The following is an 18,088-nucleotide window of genomic DNA, read 5'->3' on the forward strand; positions in this document are numbered from 1 at the left end:
CGAAGAGGCTTTTTTTATGACAGGTTAAAATTAGTCACCTGTATAACCTTTTAACTTTAAACGAGCAGCATGAAGTAACGGCTCAGTATAACCTGAAGGCTGTTCACAACCTTTAAAGATGAGATCAGAAGCTGCTTGGAAAGCAATGTTAGTTTCAAAATTAGCAGCCATTGGTTTATACAATGGATCATTCGCATTTTGCTCATCAACAATTTTTGCCATGCGTTTAAGTACTTCTTCAACTTGTTCACGAGTCACAATACCGTGACGTAACCAGTTTGCTACGTGTTGAGAAGAAATACGTAATGTTGCACGGTCTTCCATTAAGCCTACATTATTAATGTCAGGAACTTTCGAACAACCCACGCCTAAGTCAACCCAACGAACAACGTAACCTAAAATACCTTGGCAGTTATTTTCAAGCTCATTGTTGATTTCTTCTGCTGACCAGTTTGTTTCTGGTGCAAACGGAGGAGTTAACAAGTCATCCAATGACAACATTTCTTCAGCTTTCAACTGATCTTGACGTGCTTTAACATTCACTTGATGGTAATGCATCGCATGAAGTACTGCACCTGCTGGAGATGGAACCCAAGCACATGAAGCACCCGCATTTGGATGTGCAGCTTTAGTTGCCAACATATCTTTCATGCTATCTGGTTTTGGCCACATGCCTTTACCAATTTGTGCTTTACCTTGTAAACCAGTCTTCAAACCAATTGCAACGTTACGGTTTTCGTAAGCAGCAATCCATTTTTGTGTTTTTACGGCTTCTTTACGAACAACTGGTGCAGCTTCCATTGAAGTATGAATTTCATCACCAGTACGGTCCATGAAACCAGTATTAATAAAGATCGTGCGGTCTTTTGCAGCAGCAATACAGTTTTTCAAGTTTACAGATGTACGGCGCTCTTCATCCATAATACCGATTTTTAACGATTTAGATGGTAAGCCAATCGCCTGTTCAGCACGTTCAAATAGCTCTACAGCAAACGCAACTTCTTCTGGACCATGCATTTTCGGTTTAACAATATACATAGAACCTTTACGAGAGTTCTTGTTTTCGTTTTCACTACGAATGTCCGCAACTGACAACAATGGCGTTACCAATGCATCCATAATACCTTCGAAAATCTCTTCCCCATCTACTAAAATTGCTGGGTTAGTCATTAAATGACCTACGTTACGAAGCAACATAAGTGAACGACCATGAAGTTTCGTTGTACCACCAATTAAATTTTTAATTTCGCGATCTTTATTTAAATCACGAACAATCGTTTTACCATTTTTTTCGATAGATTCTTGAAGCGTACCTTTCATTAAACCTAACCAGTTACGGTAACCTTCAACTTTTTCTTCAGCATCTACTGCCGCTACAGAATCTTCTAAATCCTGAATAGTAGTTACAGCCGCTTCGAATGTTAAGTCTTTAACACCCGCTAAATCAGTTTGACCAATTGGGCTAGATGCATCAATTTCGATAATGACATGAAGGCCATTACTTAAAAGAACAACTTCTGTAGGGTTCGCTTCTTCACCATTAAAACCAACGAACTGAGCTTCATGAGCTAAACCTGTTTTTGAACCATCTTTCAAAGTCACAACAAGTTTGTTTTGCTCAATCGCATATTTTGTCGCATCTGCATGTGAGCCTTGTGCAAGTGGGAAAACTTCATTTAAGAAATTTTTAGCGAACTCAATCACTTTTGCACCACGTACAGGGTTATATCCTTTACCTTTTTCAGCTCCGCCTTCTTCAGAAATTACATCAAAGCCGTAAAGTGCATCATATAAAGAGCCCCAACGCGCATTTGCTGCATTTAAGCTATAACGTGCATTACGTACAGGTACAACTAACTGCGGCCCTGCCAATAATGCGATTTCTTCATCAACGTTTTCAGTTGTAATTTGAAAGTCTTCAACTTCTGGCAATAAATAACCAATTTCTGTTAAGAACGCCTTATAAGCACCTAATTCAAATTTATTGTTGCGGTGCCATTCATCAATTTTTGCTTGTAATTCATCACGCTTAGCCAATAATGCTTTATTTTTTGGGCTAAGATCGACAACAACTTGCTCAAAGTTCTTCCAGTAAGTTTCACTATCTAAACCAGAACCTGGTAAAGCTTCATTTTCGATAAAATCGTAAAGTTCTTTAGCAATCGCTAACTTGCCTTTTTGAATACGTGCAGTCATTGTCTTTCCTGAAGTTGCTACTTTTTATACCAAGAGAATCCTAGTATACCGATTTAAATTAAGCTGAATACTAATATCACATTCCTAAATAGTAAGCATTTTCCCTTGTAAAACTATTGACAAAGATAAATTTTTCCATATAGGAAATATTAAAATTCTAACTAGGATTCCCAACAATTTATTCAATATTTAAAGATACTGAAACTAGACTTTTTGTTAACAGACAAAAAATTCCACTATCTTACTTTTTCTAAAGCGTATTTAGTTATATCAAACTTTGCAGTCTGAAAAAGCATTATTTAACTAAATTTATCTATTTTTGTTGTAAAAAAAGCGCCCTATAAAGAGCGCTTTTCATATCTATTTTTTATGCGTTTTTAGTTTCATCAATATGGCGATGTTCAGAATGTAAATATTCATCTGATTGCATTTCCAATAAACGCGAACGAGTACGCTCAATTTCAAAGGCTAATTTTTCACCTTGATAAATATCAATAATACTATCTTGCGAAGTTAAAAGTAGTTTTACTCCACGATCATAAAACTCATCGACTAAGTAGATAAAACGACGTGTACCTTCAGACAAGAAATCTGTTAAATGCGGAACATTACTTACCAGAACCGTATTATAGATATTTGCAATTTCAATAAAATCTGCTGGGCTGCGTGGTTTAAAGCAAAGTTCAGAAAACTCACACCACAACACATCTTCTGTATGCCCCAGAGTCTCGACCACACGATTATTAATCACAATCGGCTCTTGAGAGTGAGCTTGTGTGTGAGTTAAAGCGCTAAAACGTTCCGCCATCCAACTTTGCACTTCATTACTTAATGGTGATTTAAATAATTGAGCTTGCTTTAAGACACGTAAACGATAATCCACACCGGCATCTACGTTTAAAACAGTACAGTTCTTTTTAACCATTTCAATTGTTGGCAAGAAACGGTCACGATGAATACCGTTTTTATATAAACCGTCTGGTGCAATGTTTGATGTTGCAATCAATGTCACACCACGAACAAACAATTTTTGGAATAAATCACTCAAGATCATTGCATCAGTTACGTTTGATACAAAGAACTCATCAAAACAAATAACGACTGCATCTTTATAAATTTGGTCAGCCACAATTTCAAGTGGATTACGTTGACCAGAAAGCTTGTTTAATTCTTTATGAACATGTTGCATGAAATGATGAAAATGCATACGTGTTTTACGACGAAATGGCACTGACTCATAAAATTGATCCATAAGCCAAGTTTTTCCACGGCCTACTCCACCCCACATATAGACACCTTTAGGTGAAGTTTGGCGGCGAAAACGACGGAAAGCTTTTTTAGAAGCTTTATAACGGTTTAAAAGTTCTTTCCATACACGGTCTAATTCTTGCACTGCCTGTGCTTGCGCTTCATCTGCCATAAACTGGCCTGAAGCTAAAGCCTCAGCATAGCGTTCTGCTGGGGAAGAAGGTGAGAATGCAGTACTATGAGAAGATTTTAAATTTAACATATCGTTTTATTTCAATTTTAACTGATAGGAGTATAGCGAACATTTTGTTCAACCACATTAGCTTTTAGCATCAAGAATTACGACGATGACTCTTTGCCATATTGTCGAGGACTCTGCCCAAACCATCGTTTAAATGCATGATTAAATGCCGCTGGTTCAGAATAACCGAGTAAGTCGGCAATAACTTCTATTGAGTATTCTCTATATTCCATAAGCTTTAATGCCTTATTCTTGATAATTTGTTCACGAATTTGCTTATAACTCGTATTTAACTGTTGCAATTGATGCCTTAATGTCCTTTCAGGCATTTTCAATGCAAAAGCTGTTTCCGCCATGCTAGGGATAATTCCTTGTTGCAACTCAAGATAATCTTGCACACATTGTATGATATGTGGAGTTTGGTGATCTTGTTGATTTAATCTTGTTATTTCTGTAATGCATTTTGATTCATAAATACGATGTGTAATGATGTCCGCAGAAGGGATTTTGATTTCAAGCACATCCTTGCTTAGGCTAAATGCTGCATATTTACCATTAAAGTGCACATCATCGCCATAGTATGCAAAATAGCGAGATAAGGTCTCTGAATCCGTTGGTTTTTCAAATGGAAGTTCTATACGCATAGCGGGCATTTCTAATCCCATCATCATATAAATATCTTGAATAAATTTATAAGTTCCTGAAACTTCACATTGTGCCCGCAACTGTCCCACTTGGGTTTTCAAATCAACAGGCAAATAATTTAAGATGGTTCGCTCATCCGTTTCATAAAGCCCTAAAGCACCAAACAAATGAGTAAGTCTTTGATATTTTATTCCTTTACTTAATGCAGTTTGAACATCATTACTTGTTACAAGCAACATAAGTAGTGGTCCGTAACCGGCCAAAGCATAATGCTGTCCAATGAATAGACCCTTTTCAGGCTCAACATTTTCGCTAATAATTTGTTGAATATCCCATTCTAGGCGATCATGAATTGTGGAGCTCGGATCTAAAGCATCAACCTTAATTCCTATACCAGCCAAACGTGAGTCGACATCAATGCCCGCATTGCGCATTCCTTGAATTAAATACATTAAACCAAGTATCGACCGTTTCATTCTTCTATCAATTTCCCTAGACTGAAATGTTTTACTATAAAGAAGAAAGAAAATTAATTGCCGAATCTATCAATTTTCACGTCGATACAATCATGTTTAAACTGATCAAAAACCGTTAGTCTTGCCTGCAATCCTCTTTTCAGCTTATGCAGGGTTTCCAATGCTAAACACAAAGCAAGATGCTATTCAAAAAACTAAAATCGCTATTATTGGTGCTGGATTTGGTGGCCTAGCAATGGCAATTCGCTTACTGCAAAATCAACAGCAAGACTTTGTTATTTTAGAAAAATCAGACGATGTCGGCGGAACTTGGCGCGAAAATCGCTACCCTGGTGCGGCATGTGATGTTCAATCTCATATGTATTCTCTCTCGTTTGCCCCTAAAACAGACTGGTCGAAACGTTATGCTGAGGGACCAGAGATATTTGAATATATTCAAGATATTACAGAAAAATATAAGATTAAAAATTACTGTAAGTTCAACCACGATGTAACTCATGTCCAATATGATGAAATGCGTCACGTGTGGACTCTTGATTTTAAAAATCAGCCTTCGATTGAAGCTCAATTTGTTGTTTTTGCATCAGGCCCCCTACACATCCCACAAATCCCCCATATTCAAGGCATCGAAAAATTCACAGGAAAAGTTTTTCATTCCTCACAGTGGGAACACGACTATAACCTAAATGGTAAATCAGTCGCATCTATTGGTACTGGTGGTAGCGCGATTCAATATATTCCAGAAATAGCTGGAGATGTTAAACAGCTCTATGTATTCCAAAGAACGGCAGCTTGGGTAATACCACGAGATGAACGCAAATACTCTCGTTTGAGTAAAGCATTATTTAAATCTTCTAATCTTTATCGCCAAATTCATCGTAGTCGTCTCTACTGGAGTAATGAGTCGCGCGTTGTACCTATTGTTCAACCCCAAATTATGAAATATGGTCAAAAATTGGCAGAAGCTTTCATTCGCTTCCAAGTGAAAGACAAAGAAGTAGCCAAGAAACTTACACCTGACTTTGTGATGGGATGTAAACGTATTCTTATTTCAAATAAATATTTCCCTACATTTAACCGTAAAAATGTTGAGCTAGTAACGGATAGTATTCAAGAAATCAAAGAAAACAGTATTGTCACTAAAGATGGTAAAGAACGATCTATTGATTGTTTAATTTATGGTACTGGTTTTATTACTGACCCACGTATTTACTTGAAACATTTCACTTGTATTGGACGTAATCAAATCGAGTTAAAACAGGCGTGGAAAAATGGTGCAGAAAGTTATTATGGCATTATGACTAAAAACTTTCCGAATCTGTTCCAATTAGTCGGACCTAATACAGTATTAGGCCATAATTCAGTTATTTTTATGATTGAATCTCAAGTAAATTATATTTTACAACTCATCCAACTTGTAGAAAAAACAGGCCAAAAAGCTGTTGAGATTAAACCAGAAGTTCAAGATGCTTTTAACGAACGGGTTCAAACTCAGCTTCAAGGAACTGTGTGGCAAACTGGAGGTTGTAGTAGCTGGTATCAATCTGCCGATGGAAAAAACTTTTCACTATGGCCCACCTATACATGGAAGTATTGGTTAGAAACGCGCAAAGTTAATCCTAAAGATTATTTACTCTTAAATAAAAGCGCACAGAGCTATGCAGCTTAAAATGTTCAATACATAATAGGTGGGTTAAAAACAATCCATCTATTATTATATGCAATCTTTTTATCTCATCATTCAAATTTTTTTAGCACTTGCTTCCGGCTATTTTCTAGCACCCAAACTATCTTTAAATATCCAAAAGTTTATTTTTAAAATACTGCCCTATTTTTCTTATATTCTCTTAGCAAGTGTAGCTTTAGAATTAACACTAGCACTTGATCAAATTGAGAATCCTTCTGCCATACTTCCACCCGCTATTATTATTGCACTTACAACATCTTTTGGTTCTTTCTTTACCTGTTTATTGGCTTATACAATTTTTGATAAACAAAGTGTCAAAGGCAAAATTTCACTTCAACTTTTTGTAAATGCTTTAAAAAATATTGCAAAGGCCTTTCTTGCTTTAGGGGTCGGTGTTCTATTAGGAGCTATTGCCACTCAATTCAATTCACATATGGCCTTTAATAGTTGGTATTTATTATTACTATTTATTTTCTTAATTGGTATTGAACTTGCCTTCACTCATTTCAACCGTACGTGGTTAAGCTGGAAGATTTTAATTGTACCTTTGGCTGCATTTATCGGCTCATGTATAGCGGGCTTCTTTAACTACTTTTTGCTTAGCAAGCATTTTGCACTGAATGAAACGTTAGCATTAGCACAAGGTTATGGCTGGTATTCAATGTCAGGGATCTTATTTACGCAATTACACTCGGCAGAACTAGGTGGTATTGCATTATTAACTGACTTATTTAGAGAAATTGTTGCTATATTTTTAATGTATACAATGGGATGGCGTTTTCCACGCCCTGCTATCTCAAGTGCTGGCGCAACGTCAATGGATGTTACCTTAGCCATGGTAAAGCAGTCATGTGGTACACATTATGTACCACATGCCATGATGAGTGGCTTATTATTAAGCCTACTCGCCCCGCTATTAATTAGCTTATTCCTAAATTTTTAAGCAATTGAAGTAAGAATAGACTTCAACATTTCTGTTGGATTTTCAGCTTTAGTAATTGGTCGACCAATAACCAAGTGTGTAGAACCATCAAGCATAGCCTGCTTCGGAGTCACAATACGTTTTTGGTCGTCCGCATTTGAACCTTCCGGACGAATACCAGGTGTTACTAAAGAGAAGTCTTGTCCAATCAATTCACGTAGAATTTTAGCTTCTTGTGCAGAACAAACCACCCCATCTAATCCACTTTCTTTAGTGAGTTTAGCTAAACGTTTTACATGCTCTACTGGCTCAACATCTAGACCAATATCTTTTAAATCTTCACGCCCCATTGAAGTTAACACAGTAACCGCAATTAATTGAGTTTGATAGTTACCTGCTTTTAAGCGTTCTACACAAGTTTCCATCATTTTACGACCACCTGAAGCATGGACGTTGACCATCCACACGCCTAAATCAGCTGCTGCACAAACAGCCTGAGCGGTAGTATTTGGAATATCATGAAATTTAAGATCAAGAAAAATTTCAAAGTTTTGTTCTTGAAGTTTTTTTACAACAGATGGGCCTTCATGAGTAAAAAGCTCTTTACCCACTTTTACACGACATAAAGTAGGATCAAGTTGTTCAACAATTTTTAAAGCGTCATATTGGCTTTTTGCATCTAACGCAACAATGATACTCAAGAGACTTTCTTCCATCATATAAAATCAGCATCATTATAATAGACAAGTCATCAAGTAATAAAGGAATGTATAAGGAAGGCTTTCAAATTTAGAGACAATAATGTTATAGAGACTTATTTTTAGAAAAATACAAAGAAGAACAGGCTAATAAATTAAGGAAAATACTACTCTTTACTCATTAATAAAGAGTAGTACGGGGATTATAGCGGAGTAGAGTTTTTATCTTGCGGATAAATATCTACAACGGTTTTTTCATGTCTTACATTTGCAGCTGCCTCAGCTGCTGCTAATTGAGCACTTTGGATTTGTTCTTTTCTTAAATGGTCAATATCTTTACGCAGGCGTTTAATTTCCCAACCTTTTTGGAATACTCTGAAAACCTGCACACCTAATAAAAGACCAACCACAGTTCCTAGTACCAATGTGAGTAGCAATAATAAGCCTAAACGCATAGCTGGAACTTGGGTAAATAACAAATCAACAGAAAGTTCTGTTGGATTCTGCAAAACAAGTGCTAAAGAATAGCCAAATACAACAATAAGCAATGCAATTAAAATATAACGCATAGGCACCCCGCTTATAAATTTTTATTTATTTCCCGGATTCGTTGACTGCATCACGCAGTGCTTTACCGGGTTTGAAATGTGGAACAGCTTTAGCCGCCACTTCTACTGATCTTCCTGTTTTAGGATTACGACCAACTCTTGGATCACGGTGGTGTAAAGCAAAGCTACCGAAACCACGGATTTCAATTCGATTATCAGTTGATAGGGCCTCTATCATTTGATCAATCATAATTTTAACCGCCTCTTCCACCAAAGGTTCAGCTAAGTGTGGGTTTTTCAGCGCAATGCGTTCAATCAAATCAGACTTATTAAGAGCTTCAGTAGTCATCTACGACCTCGTTATTTATTGCTACTCTATGTCGTCTGATAATAACCTGTTTAAATACAAAACGGTAGCGCAGTATGTTGAATACTAGGCTACCGTTTACAGTAATTTGTATAAAAAGTACAATTCCGTTACATGAAACTGTACTTTGTTAACCTATTACTTCATTTGTGCTTTAATCAAATCACCAATAGTCTTAGGACCATTTTCTTGATTTGTTGTTGCTGTACGCAAGCTAGCAACTGCTTCTTTCTCTTCAGCTTCGTCTTTTGCTTTAACAGACAAGTTGATAGAGCGAGATTTACGATCAACGTTGATGATTTTCGCTTCAACTTCTTGACCAACTTCTAAGAATTTAGTTGCATCTTCAACGCGGTCACGGTTGATTTCAGAAGCTTTAAGAGTAGCTTCTACTTCGTCAGCCAACTTAACAGTTGCGCCACGAGCATCAACTGCAGTTACAGTACCTTTAACTAAAGCACCGCGTTCGTTAGCAGCTAAGAAATCATTGAACGGATCGCTGTTCAATTGCTTGATACCAAGGCTGATACGGTTACCTTCAGCGTCTACAGACAAGATAACAGCTTCAACAGTGTCACCTTTCTTGTAACGACGAATAGCTTCTTCACCTTGCTCGTTCCAAGAAATATCAGACAAGTGTACTAAACCGTCGATACCGCCGTTCAAGCCAATGAAGATACCAAAGTCAGTGATAGACTTGATAGTACCAGATACTTTTTCGCCTTTCTCATGAGCTTTAGCAAACTCTTCCCATGGGTTAGCACGAGTTTGTTTGATACCAAGGCTGATACGACGACGTTCTTCGTCAACTTCAAGAACCATAACATCAACTTCGTCACCAATCTGAACAACTTTAGATGGGTGGATGTTTTTGTTAGTGTGGTCCATTTCAGAAACGTGAACTAAACCTTCAACGCCTTCAGCGATTTCAGCGAAACAACCGTAGTCAGTTAAGTTAGTTACACGAGCTTTAACGATAGAACCTTTAGGGTAACGGCTCATGATCGCTAACCATGGATCTTCGCCTAATTGTTTAAGGCCTAAAGATACGCGGTTACGCTCACGGTCAAATTTAAGTACTTTAACAGTAACTTCTTGACCAACTTCAACAACTTCTGAAGGGTGCTTGATACGTTTCCAAGCCATATCTGTGATATGGAGAAGACCATCAATACCGCCAAGATCAACGAATGCGCCGTAATCAGTAAGGTTTTTGATTGTACCTGTAACTGTTTGACCTTCTTCAAGTTGAGCAAGTAATGCTTCACGGTCAGCAGAAGATTCAGCTTCCATAACAGCACGACGAGATACAACAACGTTATTACGTTTAGCATCAAGTTTGATCACTTTAAACTCTAACTCTTTACCTTCAAGGTGAGTAGTGTCACGGATAGGACGAGTGTCAACTAATGAACCTGGTAAGAATGCACGAACAGGACCGATGTCAACAGTGAAACCGCCTTTAACTTTACCAGAGATAACACCAGTAACGATTTCGCCATCTTCAAAGATTTTTTCAAGTTTAGTCCAAGTTTCAGCACGCTTAGCTTTTTCACGTGATAAAACTGTTTGACCCATACCGTTGTCAAGAGCTTCAACAACTACGTCAACAGTATCACCAACCTGAACTTCAAGTTCACGTTGTTCATTTAAAAATTCAGCACGGTCAACAATGCCTTCAGACTTTAGGCCAGTGTCAACAGTTACCCAGTCGCTATCGATGTTTACAACAACACCTTGGATGACTGCACCCTTTTCAACGTTGAGGTTTAATTCACTTTCTTCAAAGAGGGCTGCAAAAGATTCGGTCATGATATACCTGATAAATTCAGCGGTCTTGGATCAGACAAGGCCGGTTTAGTTAAGTATCAACATAGTCTTTATAGACTGATCAAGCTATGCGTCAACTGATAATTCTATTTGCTAAATGGTACGGCTATCGACATAATCAACCATCAACTTAAATACCTGATCGATCGTTAATTCCGAACTATCAATGATATAAGCGTCTTTGGCTGGCTTGAGCGGAGCAACTTCTCGCTCCATATCTCTTTTGTCACGCGCCTGTATATTAGCTAAAATGTCGTTTATTTTAGCATCTAGGCCCATGCCCTGCAACTGTTTTACTCTTCGCTCAGCACGCGACTCAGCCGAAGCAGTCAGATAAATTTTTGCATTTGCTTCTGGAAAAATAGCTGTAGCCATATCACGGCCATCTGCAACTAAGCCAGGTTTTTGTGCAAAAGCTCTTTGTCTCTCAAATAATGCCTGTCTAAGTTCAGGAATTGCCGCAACTTTCGATGCATATTCACCCACACGTTCTGTACGAATTGTTTGAGATACATCTTCGCCATCTAGAAAAACTAGAATGCCTGCTGCGGAAGTTTCAAATTTAATATCCAAGTGACGTGCATATTGAATACATTCGTCGAGTTGACTGTCTAATTTCTCTAATAAATCGTGCTTATGTAATGACAACCCCAATAAACGATATAAGGCACCAGAATCAAGTAAGTGATATTGATAATACGCTGCAAGTTTTGCTGCCAATGTTCCTTTACCTGAACCACTCGGACCATCAATAGTAATAATTTGAACTGTCATTGAACTCTCACTAAGAAGCAACTGCTTTAGCTAATCTCGAAAAGCCTAGTGTAATGGCTAGTTTTAGCTGTGCAAGGATTAATTTACTTACCACTGGAGCTTTTGCCGTTAACTCGATGCGATATGTAACTAAAGTTATGTATGGGGTGATTTCTGAAAACTCGATTCGACCTAAATGGTGTTTAATCAAAGGATTGTCTATTAATTTATATTCAATGCTTTTATTTTCTTCAAGCAAGGTAATTTCTTCTTTAATTGGCTTGATTGGGCCAAACCCCATACGACGAACTGAACCTAAACCATCAGGTCTTTTAGAATCTGCTGAGTCTTTCACACGTACGACTTGTAATGGCGCAAAAGCAGTATTGTAAGTTGCATGTTTAGAAAGCAAATTAAATACGTCACGAAGAGGAGCATTAAATTCTTTTTTTACGGTAATTACATTACGCATTGAATATTCCTTATTAAAAAAACATGGCAGTAAAATCGCGTTAGTTTGCCATAAGCTCGTGTTACTTTTTAATCATTTAAGGACGTTTTCTGTTGTTTCTCTTGTTTCTTTTGTTTCTTTTGCTCGCGTCTTTGTTTAAAAAAATGACTGAGTTGTTGGGCACATTTTTCTTGTAAACAACCTTGTTGAAAAGTAAATCTATGATTGTAATAACCATCTTGTAGTAACTGACGAGCACTTACCAATGAACCTGCTTTAGGTTCTGTTGTACCAAAAACCACATGTTTGATTCTTGCATGTACTAATGCACCTACACACATTGTGCATGGCTCAAGAGTGACATATAAAGTCGCATCGTCAGGTAATCGATAATTATTTAATGATAAGCATGCTGCACGGATAGCTTGAATTTCTGCATGTGCAGTTGGGTCTAACACACTAATTGGAGCATTATAGCCAGATCCAATCACTCGATTTTGGCTTACTACAATCGCACCAACAGGAATTTCACCCTGCTGTGCAGCTAATTCAGCTTGCTCGTAAGCAAGCTGCATCCAATATTCATCACTATATTCAGTCATGTATTTTAGGTGATCACACCGTGTTGTCTAAGTAACGCATTCCAGCTATCTATTGAAGTCACTGGCGGACAGTCAGCTAAGATGCCTCTTAAGCTTAAGTCTTCACATGGTTTCCATTCTGGTGATAAATCTTTATCAACTAACCGTGCACGAACCCCTTCAACAAAGTCAGGATGACGAATTTTCCACTCAGAAATCTGAGCTTCAAGATCAAAAACCTCATCCCAAGAATGTATCTGTTTACCCCATTGCCATAGCAACCAAGTGATTGCCGCAGTACTAGGAGATCCTTTCTGTAAGTTCTCACTCGCTTGGCGTAACCAATCACTGCTCGCATCACGCAAGCTCACAATAGCTTGATAATCTTGTTCAAAATTAAAACCGCGGCAAACGCTATGAATCACATCAAGTGAGTTTTGTAATGGGCCGGCCGCAACCGGACGATGCAAACTATTTAAAGTGTCATCAATTGCACGGAAATCTCCAGCAGGATAATGAGCCCAATTAATATTTAAAACTTTTTGCAAAACATTATCACGCTGTGCTTCACAAATATGTGTTGCCCAACCGATGCTATATGCGCCAGCGGCTGTCATGATTGAACCAGTTAAACCAGTAAACAAGCCTATTGGACCGCGATCTGCTAAGAAGCGGCTCGCCCCTACATCCGGATATAAACCAATATTAATTTCAGGCATTGCTAAACGAGAATATGGAGTTACTAGACGGAATGGTGCTGCCATAAACAAGCCCAAACCACCACCCATAACATAACCTTCGCCCCAAACAACTACAGGCTTAGCATAATTATGTAATAGTAAATCTAAAGCATATTCTTGCTGGAAAAACTTATTCGCGGTGTCTACTTCTTGATTGATAACAAGTTGACGTAATTTTCTAACATCACCACCTGCACAAAAAGCTTTTGGTGTTGTTGAATCTAACCAAATTGCTTTAACGCTTTCATCATCACGGAAATCTTCAAATACTCGTAATAATGCCGTTACGATTGATTCATCTAAAGCATGCAATGATTTAGGACGATTCAAACGTACTATACGCCAGCCGTTTTTTGCTTCTTCGACCACCAAGTCCGGGTGATAGTTATTTAGATTGGGAGAGTTCATCATGCGTCCAATTGCCAGTCTATGGGCTCAATGCCATGTTGTTTCAAATATTGATTTGTTTTTGAGAACACTTTGCATCCAAAAAAACCACCTCTGTTTGCAGCAAGGGGCGATGGATGTGCGGCGGTTAAAACCAAGTGTTTATCTCTATTTATACGTTGTCCTTTGCGCTGTGCATAAGCACCCCACAAAATAAATACTATATGTTCTCTTTGCTCATTCAGGACATCAATGACTTCATCAGTAAATGCTTCCCAACCTTGCTTTTGATGTGAGGTTGGCTGTCCAGCTTCAACAGTAAGCACACTGTTCAGTAAAAGTACGCCTTGCGTAGCCCATTTCGTTAAGTCGCCATGACGAGGAGCTGGAATACCCAAATCTGTATGTAATTCATGAAAAATATTACGTAAAGATGGTGGTAATGCAATACCTTTTTGAACGGAGAAACTTAATCCATTTGCTTGGTTTGGTCCATGATATGGATCTTGTCCAAGAATAACGACCTTCACATCAGCCAATGGTGTCGTATTTAGAGCACTAAAGATTTGTTTACTCGGTGGATATATTATTTTTTGTGCTTGTTTCTCTTGAAATAAGAAATCGCGCAAATTATCCATTTGAGGGCTTAACAAAAAAGGCGCTAAAGATATTTTCCAGCTTTCTTCTAATTGAACTTTACTGAGTTTATCTTGCTGTTGCTCAGTTAATTGCATTAATGTCATCCTAGATCAATTTTCAATTCTACAAATACTGTAAGTAATTCAATTTATACTTCGACTTGTAAATCAACTTGAGGATTATTAAATTTAATCCCATTTTTCAAGTCTTCATACATTTGAGGATTTGCCCACTCTATCTGAATTTGTTCTGAAAAAACAATTCCATCGAGACTTAAAATCCCCATTTGTTCATTTTGAATATCTTCAATAAAGCTTTGTGCATATCCAGTATCAGTCTCATGAACAATAACTGAATAAACCTCAACATCACCTTCCCCATTTTGAGTGATGGTTGATTGTAAAACTTGCTGAGCTAGATAAAAGAAAATACGTGAAAACTGTTCAGCCGAAGGTGAAACAGGTAAAGAAATCCAACGAGCACTAAAAGTCTGACAAGCATCAATGTATTGAGAATCATCTTTTTCCCAAAAACAGATTGCATGATCAAAGCTGTCAATAAGGTCTTTTATTACTCCTTTTAGAAGCCCAAAATCATAAACCATTTGTCCATGATCTAATTTCGAAGCTTTAAGCAATAATTCGACCTTATAGCTATGTCCATGAATTGATCGCTTACAACGATCCGATGTACAGTTACGTACAACATGTGCATTTTCAAACTTAAATAACTTACGAATTAACATGTGCCAAATCGATCATTCCTTCTAGGAACATTATTATAAAGCAAAAGACGAAAACTTCGCACCACTTTTCAATTAGAAACAATTAGCGAAAAGTATGATAAGACTTGTGAAGAAATATTGAAGATAAATATATAGAAAATTTATCTTCATTTTATTTAGTCATCAGAGAAGTTTCTAAATATGACTTTTTAACAACATGATAAAAACAAATAAACTAAAATTTTTCAATCAGTTAAATGGTGACATATTTCTAGAATAAACATAAACCTGCTTATCATTACGCATTAGTGCACTTGTAAATTGTCTTTTCCGATTATTTAGCACGACCTCAATTTGTGCTTGAAAAAAACTCGACTTTACATCTAATAAGCTATTCACTTCAGCTCTCTTTTGAGTGTCGACTGTTGAAAAAGCATTCAATTGCCATAATTCATCAACATTTTGAAAGAATTTTAAATTCTGTTGGCGCATCTGAAGCTCTTTTTCTACCGCCCCTAAATCTAATTTTGGATCAATACTCGCTAAAACTAATGGCGAGGCTGTATTAATATTCACTTTTGTATTTTCAGGTAATGCAGAAATATAAGGAGCAATTAGATCATATTTCTTACCGTCAAAACCTCTTACTAATTTTAACTCTTCAATACGATGAAATTTAGCATTTGAAGCTAAATAGCTAGGATCAAGACCTTCATAATAACTGCTTTCAGCACCCATAGGCCCAGATGGTTCGTCATCTGGATCTTGCCAATCGATGACTGCTTGACTTAATTCTGCTGGCAAGCCTACACGTACAAGTAACCGCTCAAACCAGCTTTTAGCAGCTTCGTTTACCTTGCCTTCATTCGTCGTCAAATTGTTTAGGTTAAATTTGCCTGACTCATCTAGTAAACGCCCTGATACTGTTCCATCTTCTATTGGAAAAGGTGGCATCGGCTGTGCCCATGTTTCTTTTAAATGATCAACGCCACCAGCATTGTTTGCATCTTGAATTAATAATTCAGAAAAAAAGGTCTCTGCACTTTTTGCATAGAGTAATGACTGATTTTGACGCATCAAATAGCCAGTATTTTCCATGGTATTGGTTTGATGCTTTGCAATAGAGGCAGCCAAAATTGTAGCTAAAGCAACCATAATTAGAATGGTGAGCAAAGCAACGCCCTGCTGACTTTTTTTATAATGCAACACTATCCCACTCCTTTATTGGAGAGCGATGAATCACCTTGATTTAAGCTATAAATCCACTCATAACTTATACCAGCAACTGTGAGTTGTATTTTTATTCCTTTCGGCAACTTTCTAAATTCTTCAGGTTTTGTGGGATCAATATTAATTTCTGGCCACTTTGTCACTTCTTGAGGCGTTAGCACCATAATTTGAAATTGTTCAACTTGGCTCAACAGCGTACTTGATAATGGTTGCTCTCTGTTTGAAGTATTTAAATTACTATATTTAAGACGATAAAGCTTTTTTTGATCAGGATCATATCGATATTCGATACGCTCAAAAGGTGACAACCCTTGTTTTAAGGGATCCGTAACACCAGCCTTACTAAAGTGAAGAACTTGATTATCAAGTTCTAAGGCTGGACGTAGTTGCCCGCCTTGATTAGCCGATAAAGGTATAATTTGCAACGTATCACGTAAAATTTGCTGATAAGCATCTTGTAATTCGAATAACTGTACTTCGTGTTGTGCATTACGATCACGGACTTTTAATAAATAATCAAAAATCTTCCAACCCAACAAAGATAGAACAGCAAAAATTGCAATTGCGACTAAAAGCTCAACTAAAGTAAATCCTGAGGCACGAGTTAATCGAGCACTGCTCGATCGTGCCGTAAGATGAGAAACTGTGTTTCGAGTGTGAGAGTCTTTAAAGCCAAGCTTTGTCTGAGCGCAAGACGAAGAGCTTTGCTCAGAGTAACCCCTCATCATCTGCTCCGATCGTGCAGCAAGATGAGAAACTGGACTTCTCGAGCGAAGATAATTATTTTTTATCATTATTTTGCTTTCATTGGATAATTAAAAAATACCAAGTGGGTAATACCATTTTGAACTTTTCCTTTATCAGAATCATATAAGCTAATTTGCAAATCTACTTTCTGAACATTCGGGCTGACTGTAGATTCAGCAGATTTATCAATCTGCCAGGTTTCACCTTGAGAAGTAACTTGCTTACTTTGAGTACCTTGAAGCCATTCTTGATTTATCTCCATTAAGGCAACTTCATTCATTGCTACAAACTGAGCTTTTGTTCTAAGAATCTCATTTGAGGTAGATTGGGTATATTGCATGGCCACTTTAGTTAATGCGACGGCAGCTACCGCAAAAATTGCTAAAGCTACCATTACCTCTAATAGGGTAAAGCCTTTAGATTTCATTTATTTTACCCAAATGATCAATCTGTATTTCTGAACCAATTGGTTTTTGTTCAAAGTAAAACTGTATTTTAACTGTTTTAGCTTCACCATTTCCAAACCAGATTAACTGCGGAGCCTGCCCGCCAATTAAATCTGTATTCGTAGCTTTTGAATAGGTTTGACCATCTAAAGGTTGTACTGTAAACGATACATGTTTAGGCAATTGGCGCGTAGTAAATTCTGGGTATTTCTGCCAACGGTTTTTTAAATCTTGAACCTGTAGTTTACTCTGATCGTGGTATTCATACAGCTCATAAGAAAATGGAGAAACGTCCGTTTCACTCATAGTAGATAGAGCTAAAACACGAGACTGATCAAGTGACTCTTTACCAATTTTATGTGCATCAAGCAAAAATAACTCTCTTGCTTGCATCGCTTTCTTTTGGTCAACCCCACCTATATTAAGTACAACAAGAGAGGTCATAATCGTCATAATAACAATCACCACCATCACTTCAATGAGGGTAAAACCTTTTTGTGATTTAGGCGGTGATTGAGATTTCATATCGACC

19 protein-coding genes are annotated in these 18,088 nt (G+C 37.4%); 2 read left to right on the plus strand and 17 right to left on the minus strand.

Features of this window, described 5'->3' with window-relative positions:
• Positions 1-30: 30 nt before the first annotated feature.
• From MJX77_RS15930 to MJX77_RS15940, 3 genes are all read right to left on the minus strand, one after another.
• Positions 31-2,196 carry a malate synthase G gene (locus MJX77_RS15930; protein ID WP_252059625.1) on the minus strand — a complete coding sequence of 722 codons (2,166 nt, stop codon included), beginning with the start codon at positions 2,194-2,196 and terminating at the stop codon, positions 31-33.
• A 367-nt stretch (positions 2,197-2,563) separates the two neighbouring features.
• Complete coding sequence (gene zapE, locus MJX77_RS15935) at positions 2,564-3,706, minus strand: cell division protein ZapE (RefSeq protein WP_005304748.1); 1,143 nt, start codon at positions 3,704-3,706, stop codon at positions 2,564-2,566.
• A gap of 77 nt (positions 3,707-3,783) precedes the next feature.
• Positions 3,784-4,806 (minus strand): AraC family transcriptional regulator, encoded by a 1,023-nt coding sequence (locus tag MJX77_RS15940; protein ID WP_013198070.1) that lies wholly within the window; start codon positions 4,804-4,806, stop codon positions 3,784-3,786.
• 121 nt (positions 4,807-4,927) lie between these two features.
• Here MJX77_RS15940 and MJX77_RS15945 point away from each other — a divergent pair, with 121 nt between their 5' ends.
• The gene (locus MJX77_RS15945; RefSeq protein ID WP_252059626.1) at positions 4,928-6,475 is read left to right on the plus strand and encodes a flavin-containing monooxygenase; all 1,548 of its coding nucleotides are present in this window, start codon (positions 4,928-4,930) and stop codon (positions 6,473-6,475) included.
• A gap of 49 nt (positions 6,476-6,524) precedes the next feature.
• Positions 6,525-7,436: a LysO family transporter gene (locus tag MJX77_RS15950; protein ID WP_005304743.1), complete on the plus strand. Its 912-nt coding sequence runs from the start codon at positions 6,525-6,527 to the stop codon at positions 7,434-7,436.
• Here MJX77_RS15950 and pyrF read toward each other — a convergent pair.
• The 14 genes from pyrF to MJX77_RS16020 all read right to left on the minus strand — a co-directional run bounded on the left by pyrF (position 7,433) and on the right by MJX77_RS16020 (position 18,081).
• On the minus strand, positions 7,433-8,131 hold the full coding sequence (gene pyrF / locus MJX77_RS15955; protein WP_252061350.1) for an orotidine-5'-phosphate decarboxylase: 699 nt from the start codon (positions 8,129-8,131) through the stop codon (positions 7,433-7,435). The two genes, MJX77_RS15950 and pyrF, sit on opposite strands and share 4 nt — an antisense overlap.
• Positions 8,132-8,316: 185 nt before the next feature.
• On the minus strand, positions 8,317-8,682 hold the full coding sequence (locus MJX77_RS15960) for a lipopolysaccharide assembly protein LapA domain-containing protein (protein WP_002121360.1): 366 nt from the start codon (positions 8,680-8,682) through the stop codon (positions 8,317-8,319).
• Positions 8,683-8,707: 25 nt separating this feature from the next.
• Entirely contained in the window at positions 8,708-9,010 is a 303-nt protein-coding gene (locus MJX77_RS15965) for an integration host factor subunit beta (protein ID WP_003651488.1), read from the minus strand.
• Between the two features lie 156 nt (positions 9,011-9,166).
• Positions 9,167-10,840, minus strand: coding sequence for a 30S ribosomal protein S1 (gene rpsA / locus MJX77_RS15970; RefSeq protein ID WP_004792715.1), 1,674 nt, complete (start codon positions 10,838-10,840; stop codon positions 9,167-9,169).
• A gap of 111 nt (positions 10,841-10,951) precedes the next feature.
• Positions 10,952-11,632, minus strand: coding sequence for a (d)CMP kinase (cmk, locus tag MJX77_RS15975; protein ID WP_252059627.1), 681 nt, complete (start codon positions 11,630-11,632; stop codon positions 10,952-10,954).
• 10 nt (positions 11,633-11,642) lie between these two features.
• Positions 11,643-12,083, minus strand: a complete 441-nt coding sequence (locus MJX77_RS15980) for an SRPBCC family protein (RefSeq protein ID WP_005304736.1) — start codon at positions 12,081-12,083, stop codon at positions 11,643-11,645.
• Positions 12,084-12,151: 68 nt separating this feature from the next.
• Positions 12,152-12,664 carry a tRNA adenosine(34) deaminase TadA gene (gene tadA, locus MJX77_RS15985; protein WP_252059628.1) on the minus strand — a complete coding sequence of 171 codons (513 nt, stop codon included), beginning with the start codon at positions 12,662-12,664 and terminating at the stop codon, positions 12,152-12,154.
• Between the two features lie 5 nt (positions 12,665-12,669).
• Positions 12,670-13,794 carry an enoyl-CoA hydratase/isomerase family protein gene (locus MJX77_RS15990; RefSeq protein WP_111853773.1) on the minus strand — a complete coding sequence of 375 codons (1,125 nt, stop codon included), beginning with the start codon at positions 13,792-13,794 and terminating at the stop codon, positions 12,670-12,672.
• Positions 13,791-14,504, minus strand: a complete 714-nt coding sequence (ung, locus tag MJX77_RS15995) for a uracil-DNA glycosylase (RefSeq protein ID WP_005304723.1) — start codon at positions 14,502-14,504, stop codon at positions 13,791-13,793. The genes MJX77_RS15990 and ung overlap by 4 nt, the downstream gene beginning before the upstream one ends.
• 53 nt (positions 14,505-14,557) lie before the next feature.
• Positions 14,558-15,154: a 6-pyruvoyl trahydropterin synthase family protein gene (locus MJX77_RS16000; protein WP_004792725.1), complete on the minus strand. Its 597-nt coding sequence runs from the start codon at positions 15,152-15,154 to the stop codon at positions 14,558-14,560.
• Between the two features lie 228 nt (positions 15,155-15,382).
• A complete protein-coding gene (gene gspK, locus MJX77_RS16005; protein ID WP_252059629.1) occupies positions 15,383-16,342 on the minus strand; it encodes a type II secretion system minor pseudopilin GspK in 960 nt (319 codons plus the stop codon).
• Positions 16,342-17,157, minus strand: coding sequence for a type II secretion system minor pseudopilin GspJ (gene gspJ, locus MJX77_RS16010; RefSeq protein ID WP_252059630.1), 816 nt, complete (start codon positions 17,155-17,157; stop codon positions 16,342-16,344). The genes gspK and gspJ overlap by 1 nt, the downstream gene beginning before the upstream one ends.
• The gene (gene gspI, locus MJX77_RS16015) at positions 17,157-17,537 is read right to left on the minus strand and encodes a type II secretion system minor pseudopilin GspI (protein WP_252059631.1); all 381 of its coding nucleotides are present in this window, start codon (positions 17,535-17,537) and stop codon (positions 17,157-17,159) included. The genes gspJ and gspI overlap by 1 nt, the downstream gene beginning before the upstream one ends.
• Complete coding sequence (locus tag MJX77_RS16020) at positions 17,527-18,081, minus strand: type II secretion system protein (protein ID WP_005304714.1); 555 nt, start codon at positions 18,079-18,081, stop codon at positions 17,527-17,529. The genes gspI and MJX77_RS16020 overlap by 11 nt, the downstream gene beginning before the upstream one ends.
• Between the last annotated feature and the right edge of the window lie 7 nt (positions 18,082-18,088).

It is taken from the genome of Acinetobacter sp. AHP123, from assembly GCF_023757925.1.
GTDB classification, from domain to species: Bacteria; Pseudomonadota; Gammaproteobacteria; order Pseudomonadales; family Moraxellaceae; genus Acinetobacter; species Acinetobacter oleivorans.